Below are 14,579 nucleotides of genomic sequence, written 5' to 3'. Positions count from 1 at the left end.
TGGAACTGACCGGTCGGATGCTGTATTATTTTTTGTTCTGCCTGTAATTATGTTTGCGTTGATGGTGATTGGGTTGTATTATGTAATTTGGATTGTAAAATATGTAGAAATATAAGAGATGTTTGAGATGGAGATGATGATAGATGACAATGGATGAATTACAGCCGGGACAGAGTGCTTATATCACGGCGGTCGGCGGAGAAGGTGCCTTGCGGCATCATCTTCTGGATATGGGACTGACGCCGGGAACGGAAGTCACTCTGCAGAAGATTGCACCGATGGGTGATCCGGTACAGATGAAGGTGCGCGGATATGAGCTTACGCTGCGCCTGAGTGAGGCACAGAAAATAGATGTGGATCATGTGCATGAAAAGGAAGCGGAGGCGCCAAAACAGAATGTGCGTTATGAATCGATTGAACACCCGGGGGTTGGTGAGTTAGGACAGGCGGATCCTACCCATATACATGATGAGAAGACGGCAGTTCCGAAAGGCGGTAAGCTGACATTTGCGCTTGCCGGCAATCAGAACTGTGGCAAGACGACACTGTTTAACCAGCTGACCGGAGCCAATCAGCATGTCGGGAATTTCCCCGGCGTGACGGTTGACCGGAAGGATGGTACGATCCGGAATCATCCGGAGGCGACGGTGACAGACCTGCCGGGTATATATTCGCTTTCCCCGTATTCGAGCGAGGAGATTGTGACGCGGGAATTCCTGATTGAGGGTAAGCCAAGCGGCATTATCAATATTGTGGATGCGTCGAACTTAGAACGGAATCTGTGTCTGACGATGCAGCTCATGGAGCTTGGAATCCCGATGGTGCTTGCACTGAATATGATGGATGAGGTGCGGGCGAACGGCGGTACGATCCGTGTAAATGAACTCGAGCAGATACTTGGAATTCCAGTGGTGCCAATTTCAGCTGCGAAAAATGAAGGTATCGATGAACTGGTAAGCCATGCCATGCATGTGGCAAGATACCATGAACCGCCGGGAAGAATCGATTTCTGTCCGGACAGTAAGGATGACAAAGATCCGGTTGGAGCGGTGCATCGCTGTATCCATGCGGTTGCGCATATGATTGAAAATGATGCGAAGGAAGCCGATCTTCCTGTGCGGTTTGCTGCAACAAAGCTGATCGAGAAGGATACACCGATCGAGGATGCACTGCAGCTTGCAGAAGATAAGAAGGAAGCATTTGAGCAGATCGTGTCAGTCATGGAGAAGGAAACCGGACTTGACCGGGAAGCCGCAATTGCCGATATGCGGTTTCAGTTTATCGGGAGATTGTGCGAGAAGACGGTTGTGCGTCCGCATGAGAGTAAAGAACACCGGAGAAGCGTAAAGATAGATAAGCTTCTGACAGGAAAATATACAGCGATTCCGTGCTTTATCGGGATTATGGCGATTGTTTTTGCCATGACCTTCAGTCTGCTTGGTGCGTGGCTGTCCGATGTGATGGCACTTGGCGTTGATGCGGTCATTGGATGGATCGACAAGGGACTTGTCGCTGCGCAGATTAATCCGGTGGTACGTTCTCTTGTGGTGGATGGTATCTGTCAGGGTGTCGGAAGTGTCATCAGTTTTCTTCCTACGATCGTAATCCTGTTTTTCTTCCTGTCGATTCTGGAAGATACCGGATATATGGCGAGGGTTGCATTTGTCATGGATAAACCGCTTCGTAAGATCGGATTATCGGGCAGAAGCTTCGTGCCGATGCTGATTGGATTTGGATGCTCCGTGCCTGCAATCATGGCGACACGGACACTCTCGAGTGAACGTGACCGGAAGATGACGATCCTGCTGACGCCATTTATGAGCTGTAGCGCGAAGCTGCCAATCTATACACTTATGATCAGTGCATTTGTGCAACGGCAGTATCGTGTGTTTGCGATGGTCGGACTTTATCTGATCGGAATCGTGTGTGCAGTGATCTACGCACTGATTCTGAAGGTAACGAAATTCAAGGGTGAGCCGGTTCCTTTCGTGATGGAATTGCCGAACTACCGGCTGCCGTCTGCAAAAAGCGTGCTGCATTTAATATGGGAGAAGGCAAAGGGATTTATCCAGAAAGCATTTACGATTATCTTCCTTGCCTCGATCATTATCTGGTTCCTGCAGACCTTCGATCTGCGGTTCAACGTAGCTGCATCGGCAGACCAGAGTATGCTTGCCTTAATCGGAAGCCTGATTGCTCCAATCTTCAAGCCGCTTGGATTCGGGGACTGGAGGGTATCAACGGCGCTGATCACAGGATTTACTGCAAAAGAGAGTGTGGTATCGACGCTTACGGTTCTGCTCGGTGGTGATGTGACGAGCGTGGCAACGTTATTCACTCCGTTTACGGCAATGGTATTCCTGATCTTTACGCTGCTTTATACACCATGTGTGGCTGCGATTGCTACTGTGAAGCGGGAAATGGGCGGCACGAAAGCAGCAGTGATCACGGTTATTGTGCAGTGTCTTATCGCATGGGTTGTTGCATTCTTAGTCCATGCAGTTGGACTGGCATTTGGTATTGCGTAATTCCTCCGGGCATTTGTACATACAAAGCGGAAATGCTTCCATGTGGGAAAAGCGCTGTTAACCGGCTGGGGAAATCGTAATTGATAAATAATATCAAAAAACCGCTTGACATTCATTTTCAATAGGACTAGTATGTCGGTAAACAAAGAGCAAATGCTGAGAACAGAACAAGATTTTCGAAAGGAAATACTTCAGAGAGCTGTCGGCTGGTGTGAGACAGTGTAGGATTTCGGGAATTATCCTCTGCGAGCAGTGCACTGAATTCCTTTTTAGGACATTAGGTGTCACCGGTTTTCTACCGTTACATAGAAGCTTATTTCACAGATGACATGTTGAGATGATGCAAAAGCTGCAAATATATCGATATGCGGTCTGTAAGATGAGAATGAGTGGTCGCATATGCGGCAAATAAAGTGGTAACGCGGAAGTTTAAACCTTCGTCTTTATGTAAGACGGAGGTTTTATTTTTTGTATGCCGATGAGATTTTTCGTCTGGCTGCAGGATGTATTTACTCTTTGCAAATATTCAGAAGGGAGCCGCCGCGTGGCGGGTGAGGAAGTATGAATGGTTTAGTAATTGTTTTAATCGGAATTGTAGTGTTGTTCGCGGGCTATCTTTTCTATGGCAGATGGCTTGCAAAGAAATGGGGCCTTGATCCGAAGGCTGAAACTCCGGCAGTGAAGTACGAGGATGGAGAGGACTATGTTCCATCATCCAAATTCACAGTGTTCGCACATCAGTTTTCATCCATCGCAGGCGCAGGCCCTGTAACCGGACCAATCCTTGCATCTGTATTCGGATGGGTGCCGGTATTGCTCTGGCTGTTGATCGGTGGATTGTTCTTCGGAGCCGTACAGGATTTCGGAGCTTTGTATGCATCTGTGAAGAACGAAGGAAAATCGATGGGTATGATCATCGAGAAGTATATCGGTAAGGCAGGAAGAAAGCTTTTTATGCTGTTTTGCTGGTTGTTCACATTGCTTGTTATCGCAGCATTTACGGATATGGTAGCCGGAACCTTTGTTGGTAAGGGTGTTGCAGATATGGCGAAGGAGACAAGCTACGCAAATGCATCCGCCGCTTCTATCTCTATGTTGTTTATCGTAGCAGCAATCGTATTTGGTGTAATTCAGAAACATGTAAAGAATATGAACGAAGGCGTCAGAGCGGTCATTGCAATCGCACTTTTGGTAGGTATGTTTGCACTTGGTATGCATCTTCCTTGGTATGCTACAAAGACTGCATGGATCTACATCGTTATGGCATATCTGTTTCTTGCATCGGTTATGCCAATGTGGTTACTGATGCAGCCACGTGACTATATGACAACATTCATGCTGCTTGGCATGATCATCGGTGCGGTTGTCGGTGTTGTCGTAGCACATCCGACGATGCAGCTCAATGCATATAACGGATTTAATGTCGGTGGGAATTATCTGTTCCCAACATTGTTTGTAACAATTGCCTGTGGTGCGGTTTCAGGATTCCACAGTCTGGTATCTTCCGGCACATCATCGAAGACGATCCGCAACGAGAAGGATATGCCGATGGTTGGTTATGGCGCCATGATTGTAGAGTCATTGCTTGGTATCATCGCATTGGTAGTTGTCGGTGCTGTTGCAGTCAATGGTACGAAGCCGGAGGGAACTCCGTTTGCAATCTTCTCCAGTGGTGTTGCAGGATTCCTGGAGAAGCTTGGTCTGCCGGTTCAGCTCGCAACTGTATTTATGACAATGTGTGTATCTGCACTTGCACTGACATCGCTTGATTCCGTTGCGCGTATCGGACGTATGTCTTTCCAGGAGCTGTTCCTCGGCGATACAACCGATACATCAAAGATGCCTGTATGGCAGAAAATTTTGACTAACAAATATTTCGCAACTGTGGTAACATTATTCTTTGGATATTTACTGACACTTGGTGGATATACTAATGTATGGCCTTTGTTTGGTTCTGCAAACCAGTTGCTTGCAGCACTTGTATTGATTGCGCTTGCAGTATTCTTGAAGACAACCGGAAGAACCGGCTGGACACTGTATGCGCCAATGTTCATCATGCTTGCCGTAACATTTACTGCATTGGTACAGAAGACAATCGCACTTGTAAAGAACATTGCCGGCGGAAATGCAACGATGCTCGTCGATGGACTGCAGTTTATCGTCGCAATCTTGCTGATGGTACTTGGTGTGCTGGTAGCATTTAGTTGTTTGAAGAAACTGTTCACGAAGAAAGCAGAGGCTGAAAATTAGGAGAATTGCGAATTAATATAATAAAAATCGTACGTATATTACATATCAGATTTGTATAATAATAGGATGTATTGAAACTAAGAAGTACTAATGATGTTCTGATATAAGTTTTGATAACGGACGCAAACGCCGCCGATTCGCCGTCCATGGCTCAGCGGCGGCTTGTTTGAACATCGTGTTCAAACATTGCTGGATATTTACAGAACATCAAGTACTTCTATGTTCCAAACATATCTATATTCCACAAATCTGATATGTTTATATACGTACGATATTTACAAATAGGTTTCGCAATGACAAATTTTTAACTTTGAAAGGAGATACAGGATGTGTACAGCAGCGACGTATAAGACGAAGGATTTTTATTTTGGACGGACGCTCGATTATGAGTTTTCGTATGGCGATGAGGTGACAGTGACGCCGAGAAATTATAGTTTCAAGTTTCGGCATATGGGCGAGAGAAAGTCGCACTACGCGATGATCGGTATGGCGTATGTGGCAGATGATTACCCGCTTTATTATGATGCCGTAAATGAGAAGGGGCTTGGTATGGCAGGCTTGAATTTCGTTGGGAATGCGAAGTATCAGGACGTGCAGGCAGGTCGTGAGAATGTGGCACAGTTTGAGTTTATTCCATGGATTTTAAGTCAGTGTGCAACAGTGTCTGAAGCACGTAAAGCGTTAGAGAAGATGAATCTCGTTGGAACACCGTATAGTGAGAAGCTGCCATGTGCATCGCTTCATTGGATTATCGCAGATAAGGATGCCGCAATCGTGGTAGAATGTGTGGAGGATGGCTTGCATGTCTATGACAATCCGGTCGGAGTGCTGACCAACAATCCGCCATTTCCGGTGCAGATGTTCATGCTGAACAATTACATGCATGTATCACCAAGTCAGCCGGAAAATCACTTTGCGAAGGAGCTTCCGCTTGCGACATATAGTCGAGGCATGGGTGGACTTGGACTTCCCGGCGATCTTTCGTCGGCGTCGCGGTTTGCGAAGGTCGCATTTACGAAGATGCATGCCATCTCCGGAGAGTCAGAGGCGGAGAGCGTGAGCCAGTTCTTCCATATCTTAGGTTCGGTAGAGCAGCAGCGTGGCTGTTGTGAGGTGGAACCTGGGAAGTATGAGATTACGATTTATACGTCCTGTGTCAATGCGGACAAGGGAATCTATTATTATACAACTTATGAGAATCATCAGATTCAGGCGGTTGATATGCACCGGGAGGATCTGGATGGAACTACACTTCGCCGGTATCCGCTGATCAACGAAGAGCAGATTCGTGTGGTGAATTAGTAGTCAATAGTCATGGTTATAGAAATAATCTAATTTTTGTGGAAGTTAGAGTTTGAGGCAGTCGATGAATGTCGGCTGCCTTTTTTATGTTAGTTTGAGTGGTAAATTGGGGGAAAAGTTGGAAAATCGGGAAAATCCCCCAACCGGAAGCTGTTGGGAAGCAAGCAGGTTGGGGGAAAAGTTGGAAAATCGGGGAAATCCCCCAAATTAAAAAATAAGGGTTGACAGTTGGCGCAATATACGCTAACATAACGGTGTTATGTAAGGAGTCTCCTACAGGCGAAGCCTGTATTAGGATGGAGGCGACGACCTGCCGCATCACGAAGTGATGGGGTGAAAACCATGAGAAGCATATATCAGGATGGAGCGAAAAGGAGCAAGTAAAGTGGAAAAGGAAACAAGGGAGTTGCTGTTGGCGAGTGCCAAGCAGGAATTCTTGGAAAAAGGATATCAGGGAGCCTCGCTTCGATCAATCTGTAAGAATGCCGGGGTGACAACCGGTGCGTTGTATTTCTTCTTTCAGGATAAGGAAGATTTGTTTGCGGCAATTGTGGAGCCGGTTTTGGAGAAGCTAAAACATATGCTGCAACAGCATATGCGTCAGGAACTCATGGAACTGCAACAGCTTCCGGATGCAAGGGAAGATAACATGCAGGATGATATGTTTGCAAGCGCGCAGATTATTCATCTTCTATATGCGAACTATGATATGTTTACCTTGATTTTGACGAAGAGCCAGGGGTCTCGGTTTGAAAACTGCGTCGATCAGTTTGTTGAGATACTGGAACAGGGATATCGCGTATTTGCAGATGAACAGGCAAAGCAGATGGGGGTAGATCCGCCGGATGCCTATACGATCCATTGGGTCTCTCATGTACAGATCAATGCATTTACCCATTTGCTGCTGCATGAGAGAGATGAGCAGAAAGCGCTACAGCACATGGAACACGTCCTGCCGTATCTGGTTGGCGGCTGGTACGCAATGTTCCAAACCAAATAAAGTAAATGAGCTATGCCATGCATAGCTTTTTATAAGCCCGAAACATAACAGTGTTATGCAAGGGCAAGATAATTCAAATACATACAGGGATTATCGAAATAGGCGAATCTGTCGTTGGAAGCGGATGATTATGTAGATGAGAAAAAAGGAGGACAAAGAAGATGTATGTAGAGGTATCAGATGTAAAGAAAAGCTACGGAGAGGGTGGCAGCTATATGCAGGTGTTGAAGGGCGTGTCGGTAGGTATTGAAAAAGGAAAGATGTGTGTGATTCAGGGAACGAGTGGTTCCGGTAAATCCACATTGCTAAACTGTATCGGTGGACTGGATGTGGTAGATTCCGGTTCGATTCAGGTCGACGGACAGGAGATGGTAGGCCTTAAGATGGATGCGCTCTCCGATTATCGTAGAGATTATCTCGGATTCATCTTCCAGTTTTACAATCTGGTTCCGAACCTTACGGTGCGCGAGAATATTCAGGTGTGTGAGTATCTGACGGATCAGCCGTTGGATATGGATGAGCTTCTGGAGGTGCTTGGACTGACCGAGCATCAGAACAAATTTCCATCCCAGTTGTCCGGTGGGCAGCAACAGCGTTGTGCGATTGCCCGTGCACTCATCAAGAATCCGAAGCTTCTGCTCTGCGATGAGCCAACCGGAGCGCTGGATTCGAGAACTTCCCGGGATATCCTCATTTTGTTAGAGAAGATCAATGCGCAGTATGGAACAACGATGATCATCGTCACACACAACAACGCAATCAAGGATATGGTTGATCAGGTGATCGTCCTGAAGGACGGGCAGATTAAGAAGAATTACTACAACGAGACGAAGGTGCCGGCAGCAGAATTGGAGGATTTGTAAGATGCAGAAAGTATTACGCAAACGAATTTTCAGAGATTTCAAAGAGAATCTGCCGCGCTATCTGGCACTCGCATTTTTGCTGATTCTCAGCATGTATATGGTTGTGAGTATTGTTGGAGCAGCAGAGACAGTTATGCGTGGCGCAACAACCGAGGCGAAGAAGCAGAACGTCGAAGATGGTCAGTTTTCCCTCTTTGTTCCGATGAAGGAGAGTGAGTGGGACGCATTGACGGATAAGGGAATTACATTGGAGAAAATGTTTTTCTTAGATTATGATGTCGATGGGGATAAGACACTTCGTGTGTTCAAGAATCGTACCAAAATCGACACGATTGCGATTCATGCGGGCAAGCTCGCTCAGGCAGACGATGAGCTTGTGCTTGAGCGGCAATATGCGGAGAAAAACGATATACACGTAGGAGATACAATTGTTCTTGGTGACCGTACATATAAAGTAAGCGGTATCGGCACGGTGCCGGATTACGACAGTCCATCGAAATCACTCGGCGACACAGTCTGTGACAGTCTGAACTTCGGTCTGGCATTTGTGACAGATGAGGCGTACACGATACTTCAGAAGGAAGGCAAGAGTGAGAAGTCCGAGGAATATTATTATGCATACAAGTTAAATGATGCGATGACCGATGACGAATTAAAGGAAGAGTTAAAGCAGCTTTCCTTCTCCTCCGACGATGTGGATGATGCGTATTTTCAGGAGTATTGGGACCGGACGCTCGGCAGGGAAGAGGAATTTCGTGATGGAATTAACGAGCTTGCCGATGGGGCAAAGGAGCTTGCGGATGGATTGTCAGAGCTGACAGACAATAATCACGATCTCCAAAAAGCATCCGACCAGATATTTGCAGCCTATCTCGAACAGGCAAACAGTAAGCTCTCTGCCTACGGAGTTGAGATTTTGACCGCAGATAATTTCGAGGAGGTATTAGATAAGCAGATTCGGTCCACAAACAATGCAATGCTGCAGCTTGGGCTTGTGAATGCGAAGAGCGAATTGCAGAAGCTGAAAGCATTTTCGGATGGTATCTATGAATATACAGATGGTACTGCGGACGCAGCCGACGGTGCAGCTGATGTACAAGATGGCGTGCAGGAATTAAAGGATGAGACAGAGGATATGCTTGATGAGATATTCAATGCTGATGCGAATAATCTGCTGTCCTTCGTAACTGCAGAGGACAATGTGCGTATCCATGCAGCCAGTGATGATGTGGAGATGAACAATACAATCGGTATGATTGCTGGCGTTTTGCTCCTGGTGCTGATTGCTTATGTGCTTTCTGTATTCGTGGTACATTCCATCGATCAGGAGAGCGCTGTGATCGGAGCCCTCTATGCACTCGGTGTAAAGCGAAAGGATCTGATGAGGCATTACATCCTGCTTCCGACCTTGATTTCCCTGATCGGAGGTGCAATTGGAACAGCACTCGCTTACACAAAGATTGGCGTGCGGTACCAGATGCAGGATACATATTATTATTATTCCCTGCCGGATATAGCGGTACAGATACGGCCATATACAATCGTATATGGTGTTGCAATTCCGCCAATCATATGTCTGGTCGTGACAAGTCTTGTTATCCGCAAGCGCCTGTCCCGTCCAGTATTGACATTGCTTAAAAATGAGCAGAAGGCTGCAAAGGGCAAGGATGTGAAGCTTGGCAACATGAAGTTTATGAAACTGTTCCGTATCCGCCAGATCCTGCGTGAGAGACGGACTGCACTTACCGTTGTATTCGGTATGTTTGTTAGTATCCTGCTGCTCGTTATGTCAATGGAAATCTATGTATACTGTCGTGCTGTACAGGATGATTATGTCGCAGATACAAAATTTGAATATATGTATACCTATAAATATCCGGGCGAGGAAGTGCCGGATGGTGGCTATGAAGCTTATGCCAAGACGTTGAAGAAGGAAATCTATGGATATAACTTTGATGTAACGGTGCTTGGTATCAAGGAGAACAATCCGTTCTTTGATGTGACACTTTCCGATTCGGCAGACAAGGTAACAATCAGCTCATCCATTTCCTATAAATACGGACTGAAAAAAGGAGATGTGATTACTCTGAAAGACGAGGAAAATGGAAAGATTTATGCATTTGAGATCGAGGCAGTGACACAGTATGCGCCAAGCTTTATGGTGTTCCTTCCATATGATAAGGCGCTTGACCTGTTCGGTGAGCAGGATGATTATTATAATGTCGTATTTGCCGATCATGATCTGGGTGTGGAAAGTGGACGTCTGTATTCGACGATGACACGTGACGATGTGAAGAAAGCAGCCGGAATCTTCTCTGACCAGATGCGTTCGATGATTATTACGATCGGCGCGGTATCTGCCCTGATCTTTGCGATTGTCCTGTATCTGATGATGAAGGTTATGATCGATCGTTCTTCGTTCAGCATTGCGTTGATCAAGATCTTCGGTTACCGGAATAAGGAAGTCAAGAAGATGTACTTAGATGGAAACTTCTATATCGTTTTGCTCGGTGCGCTTGTTTCGATTCCGCTTGCGAAGGTACTGCTCGATGCGGTGTACGAGCCGCAGTTCGTACCGAATATCGCGTGTGGTGTCGACAAGTCCTTCTCGGCATGGCTGTATCTGGCGATGTTCGCAGGTGTGCTTGTATTGTATTTCATTATCAATCATTTACTTGTGCGGAAGATCAAGCAGATGCTGCCGGCTGAAGTGCTTAAAAATCGCGAGTAAAATGAGAAAAAAACGCATGTATTTCCATTGAGAAGCATGCGTTTTTTTGGTACAATATACATATCTGAATTATGATACGAAAGGGGATTATGACATGGGATTTTTAGAAGGTAAAGTAGCAATTATCACAGGTGGTGGACGCGCGGTATTAAGCGACGGAAGCTGCGGTTCAATCGGATATGGAATCGCAACTGCCTATGCGAAGGAAGGCGCGAACCTTGTCCTGACCGGACGGAACGTACAGAAGCTAGACGATGCAAAAGAAGAAATCGAACGCAAATACGGCGTGAAGGTGCTTCCGGTACAGGCAGATGTAAGCGCCGGCGTTGACAATGAGGCAGTCGTGGCAAATGTTGTAAAGCAGACGATCGATACATTTGGAAGAATTGATGTACTGATCAACAATGCGCAGGCTTCTGCTTCCGGTGTGACGATCGCCGATCACACGACCGCACAGTTTGACCTTGCGATTTATTCCGGATTGTATGCAGCATTTTATTATATGAAAGCATGCTATCCATATCTGAAGGAGACGAAGGGCTCCGTGATTAATTTTGCATCGGGCGCAGGCTTGTTCGGAAATTTCGGACAGTGCGCTTACGCCGCAGCGAAGGAAGGTATCCGTGGACTGACAAGAGTCGCAGCAACCGAGTGGGCTGCCGATGGCATCAATGCGAACGTCGTATGTCCGCTTGCATGGACCGCACAGCTTGAGAACTTCGAGAAAGCATATCCGGACGCATTCAAGGCGAATGTCCACACACCGCCGATGGGACATTTCGGAGATGTAGAAAAAGAAATCGGCCGTGTCTGCGTACAGCTTGCGTCACCGGACTTCAAGTATATGAGCGGTGAGACACTGACACTGGAGGGTGCGCTTGGTCAGAGACCATAATCGGTTAAAAAAAGGAAAATAGAAATTGACAGTTGCCACATAATTCGCTATGATTTGTCATTGAAGAAACGAGTTCCAACGAGGAGTTAAGTATGAGACGATGTGCAGATCACAAGCGAATCATTGTGGCAATTTTAATTGCAGCCTTAAGTATTCTGTGTGCAGTATCTTAGATCTTTTCCAGGGTATCGGTACGATGTTTGCGCAGTCACCACAGATTGCAATTGCGCGTGCGATGGGACTTGATGCCGGTTCTTCGGCAGCCGTTTCCATCATTGGCGGTGCGGATGGACCGATGGTGCTTTTTGCTTCGCTGAAGCTGGCACCGGAGCTTTTCGTCCCGATCTCGATTGTTGCGTATCTGTACTTAAGTCTTACTTATGGTGGCTATCCATACCTGATCAAACTTCTGATCCCGAAAGAAATGCGTGGAAAGCAGATTCCGAAAGAGAAGAAGGTGAGCAAGATCCGTCCAAAGGAGAAGATTGTATTTGCAGTCATTACAAATGCGCTGCTTTGCCTGTTGTTCCCGGTTGCGGCACCGCTGTTTTTGAGCTTCTTCGTGGGAATCGTAATCCGTGAGACCGGAATCTCTGCGTACATCAAGATGATCGGAGAAAATTTCCTGTATTTTGCAACGTTCTTCCTGGGGTTGATGCTTGGAGTTCTGTGTGATGCAAGCACGCTTTTGGATGCAACGGTTGTGAAGCTTCTGATCCTCGGTATGCTGTCGTTATTGCTGTCCGGAATCGGCGGTATCATTGGCGGCTATGTTGTATATTTCTTCAAGAAAGGAAAGTTCAATCCGACGGTCGGCATCGCAGGCGTGTCGTGTGTGCCATCTACGGCGAAGGTTGCACAGAAGGCTGCTGCAAAGGCAAATCCGGCAGCATTTATTCTGGATTATGCTCTCGGCGCGAATATCTGCGGCGTTATCACAACGGCAATCCTGACCGGTATCTATATTACGTTACTTAGTTAAATCAAAATCCCCTTCTGTGCCGGAAGCAAGCGAAATATGCTCTGGTGCGGAGGGGATTATTTGGTTGAGATTGAGTTTTGTTTGACATAAAATATGATACATAATAGAATTGGTTTAAGAGATAAAAAGAGGTTAACAAATCGGTATTTTTAGAACTAAGGAGGAATTTATGAAAAAGATACTAGTAACAGGGGGAACAACTTTTGTAAGTAAGTATGCAGCTGAATATTTTGTGAATATGGGCTATGAAGTATATGTACTTAACAGAAATACTAAGTCACAAGTTCGGGGAGTAAAACTCATTGAAGGCGATAGACATAATTTGAATGGTATATTGAAAAACCTCTCTTTTGATGTTGTGGCTGATATAACAGCTTATAACGAAAAAGACATTATTGATTTTGTTAAGGAATTAGGTTCTTATGGACAGTACATTATGATTAGTTCAAGTGCTGTGTATCCAGAGTATGGAGTTCAACCATTTCTTGAAGAATCAGAAAAAGCCGCAAATATCTTTTGGGGTACATATGGAACTGATAAAATAGCAGCTGAAAAGGCATTACTTGAAAGAGTGAAAGATGCGTATATATTAAGACCGCCATACCTATATGGACCTATGAATAACGTTTATAGAGAGGCGTTTGTATTTGATTGTGCCTTAGCAGATAGAAAATTCTATTTACCAAAGGATGGAGATATGAAATTACAATTTTTCCATGTGAAAGATTTGTGCAGGTTGATGGAAGTGATTATAAAGGAAAAACCAGAGGAGCATATTTTAAATGTTGGTAATGCTGAAGCAGTATCTATAAAAGAGTGGGTTACAAAATGTTACGAGAGTTTAGGAAAAAAGCCGACTTTTGTAAATGTCTATGAGGAAATTGAACAGAGAAATTATTTTAGTTTTTACAACTATGAGTACTATTTGGATGTGTCTCGTCAAGGCGAGATATTCTCGGAAACTACAACTTTAGAAGATGGATTGAAGGATGCAGCTGAATGGTATCTTGAACATAACACTGAAGTTAATAAGAAACCATATTTTGAGTTTATTGATGAAAACTTAGTGGAAAGTTAAATTCCAGTTTATAGAGTTAAAAAATATAAGTTAAGGAGGCATGTATTATGAAAAAAGTAATCTATCTGCTTGTATTATGTATGGTGCTGGGAATGGCTGGATGTGGAACGAATCAAGAAAATAAAGAACCTGTGTCTGGAAATGTGTCCGTAGAAACAGAAAATAAAGAAAATGATGATGTAGTACAAAATGAGCAAATAGCAGATACTGGCTCATATCCTCCATGTGTTATGGTTGATGGTGTTATATATAAAGACACAGGATATGTAGCGTCAATGCCTGGTTGTGGAACAATGGATGGAGAAATTGTGTCAACAGTGGCAGGGACAGAGTTACCATCTGAAAATAATCAATCAAATTTCGGAAGCGGATATCATTATCAAAGGAGTTCTGAAGGTCAGCTCATAGTAGTCATTGATGACGAACGAATCATATTTAGAGATATTGAAAAAGATGATACGTCTATTCCAATAGAGGTTATCAATTTTAATGCAAAAGTAAAAGAAATTATCGATGATGGAGAACTTCTTGTAACGCATGTGAGTACAGCTGAAGGCTTTTGTCAGATGAATGATGGAGAGTATTATGTATCGGCAGAAAATTTAGCGGAAGATGTTCAGGTGGGAGATATCGTTACAATATGGTTTAATGGAATGATTAAAGAAACATACCCTGCTCAATTGGGGGTAGTTTATAGAATCATTAAAACACAATAATTAGTCAGATTCCAGCTTATGAGGATAAAACTTAGAGAATACAAAACGACTGAATATGAGCAATTGAAGCAATTATTTTATAATACGGTACATATTGTAAATGCCAAGGATTATACAGAAAGAACAGGAAGTTGATATGATAAAAATTGTGTGGTCAATAAATGATATAAATAAATATCAAACAGGAAGCTTGCCGGATGACGCAGTAAAGATAGAAACACCGCAGAGTGTTGG

At 44.8% G+C, this 14,579-nt stretch carries 10 protein-coding genes and 1 other annotated feature; all 10 genes read left to right on the top strand.

Features of this window, described 5'->3' with window-relative positions:
* Positions 1 to 143 precede the first annotated feature (143 nt).
* The 10 genes from feoB (at position 144) to ACZQK9_RS11390 (ending at position 14,345) form a co-directional block, all read left to right on the top strand.
* Positions 144 to 2,528 (top strand): ferrous iron transport protein B, encoded by a 2,385-nt coding sequence (gene feoB, locus ACZQK9_RS11435; protein ID WP_483270641.1) that lies wholly within the window; start codon positions 144 to 146, stop codon positions 2,526 to 2,528.
* Positions 2,529 to 2,677: 149 nt separating this feature from the next.
* Positions 2,678 to 2,976 (top strand) — a binding site (T-box leader).
* Positions 2,977 to 3,089: 113 nt separating this feature from the next.
* Positions 3,090 to 4,778 carry a carbon starvation CstA family protein gene (locus tag ACZQK9_RS11430; protein WP_483270640.1) on the top strand — a complete coding sequence of 563 codons (1,689 nt, stop codon included), beginning with the start codon at positions 3,090 to 3,092 and terminating at the stop codon, positions 4,776 to 4,778.
* A 327-nt stretch (positions 4,779 to 5,105) separates the two neighbouring features.
* The gene (gene bsh, locus ACZQK9_RS11425) at positions 5,106 to 6,080 is read left to right on the top strand and encodes a choloylglycine hydrolase (RefSeq protein WP_483270639.1); all 975 of its coding nucleotides are present in this window, start codon (positions 5,106 to 5,108) and stop codon (positions 6,078 to 6,080) included.
* A 385-nt stretch (positions 6,081 to 6,465) separates the two neighbouring features.
* Positions 6,466 to 7,080 (top strand): TetR family transcriptional regulator, encoded by a 615-nt coding sequence (locus ACZQK9_RS11420; RefSeq protein WP_181985605.1) that lies wholly within the window; start codon positions 6,466 to 6,468, stop codon positions 7,078 to 7,080.
* A gap of 161 nt (positions 7,081 to 7,241) precedes the next feature.
* On the top strand, positions 7,242 to 7,943 hold the full coding sequence (locus ACZQK9_RS11415; protein ID WP_483270638.1) for an ABC transporter ATP-binding protein: 702 nt from the start codon (positions 7,242 to 7,244) through the stop codon (positions 7,941 to 7,943).
* Between the two features lies 1 nt (position 7,944).
* Positions 7,945 to 10,674, top strand: coding sequence for an FtsX-like permease family protein (locus ACZQK9_RS11410; RefSeq protein ID WP_483270637.1), 2,730 nt, complete (start codon positions 7,945 to 7,947; stop codon positions 10,672 to 10,674).
* A 94-nt stretch (positions 10,675 to 10,768) separates the two neighbouring features.
* Positions 10,769 to 11,569 (top strand): SDR family NAD(P)-dependent oxidoreductase, encoded by an 801-nt coding sequence (locus tag ACZQK9_RS11405; protein ID WP_483270636.1) that lies wholly within the window; start codon positions 10,769 to 10,771, stop codon positions 11,567 to 11,569.
* A gap of 100 nt (positions 11,570 to 11,669) precedes the next feature.
* Entirely contained in the window at positions 11,670 to 12,551 is an 882-nt protein-coding gene (locus tag ACZQK9_RS11400) for a sodium ion-translocating decarboxylase subunit beta (RefSeq protein ID WP_483270635.1), read from the top strand.
* Positions 12,552 to 12,720: 169 nt separating this feature from the next.
* Positions 12,721 to 13,629, top strand: a complete 909-nt coding sequence (locus tag ACZQK9_RS11395) for an NAD-dependent epimerase/dehydratase family protein (RefSeq protein ID WP_021985046.1) — start codon at positions 12,721 to 12,723, stop codon at positions 13,627 to 13,629.
* A 47-nt stretch (positions 13,630 to 13,676) separates the two neighbouring features.
* Positions 13,677 to 14,345 carry a hypothetical protein gene (locus tag ACZQK9_RS11390; RefSeq protein WP_117781657.1) on the top strand — a complete coding sequence of 223 codons (669 nt, stop codon included), beginning with the start codon at positions 13,677 to 13,679 and terminating at the stop codon, positions 14,343 to 14,345.
* Positions 14,346 to 14,579 lie beyond the last annotated feature (234 nt).

Source organism: Wujia sp. (assembly GCF_056872695.1).
The sequence above is the reverse complement of the archived record's forward strand: the minus strand, read 5'-3'. Positions and strand labels throughout refer to the sequence as shown.

Coding starts and splice junctions, on each gene's coding strand:
- ACZQK9_RS11430 (WP_483270640.1), top strand. CDS start 3,090: ATGAATGGTTTAGTAATTGTTTTAATCGGAATTGTAGTGTTGTTCGCG.
- ACZQK9_RS11395 (WP_021985046.1), top strand. CDS start 12,721: ATGAAAAAGATACTAGTAACAGGGGGAACAACTTTTGTAAGTAAGTAT.
- ACZQK9_RS11415 (WP_483270638.1), top strand. CDS start 7,242: ATGTATGTAGAGGTATCAGATGTAAAGAAAAGCTACGGAGAGGGTGGC.
- ACZQK9_RS11400 (WP_483270635.1), top strand. CDS start 11,670: ATGTGCAGATCACAAGCGAATCATTGTGGCAATTTTAATTGCAGCCTT.
- ACZQK9_RS11405 (WP_483270636.1), top strand. CDS start 10,769: ATGGGATTTTTAGAAGGTAAAGTAGCAATTATCACAGGTGGTGGACGC.
- ACZQK9_RS11390 (WP_117781657.1), top strand. CDS start 13,677: ATGAAAAAAGTAATCTATCTGCTTGTATTATGTATGGTGCTGGGAATG.
- bsh (WP_483270639.1), top strand. CDS start 5,106: ATGTGTACAGCAGCGACGTATAAGACGAAGGATTTTTATTTTGGACGG.
- ACZQK9_RS11410 (WP_483270637.1), top strand. CDS start 7,945: ATGCAGAAAGTATTACGCAAACGAATTTTCAGAGATTTCAAAGAGAAT.
- feoB (WP_483270641.1), top strand. CDS start 144: ATGACAATGGATGAATTACAGCCGGGACAGAGTGCTTATATCACGGCG.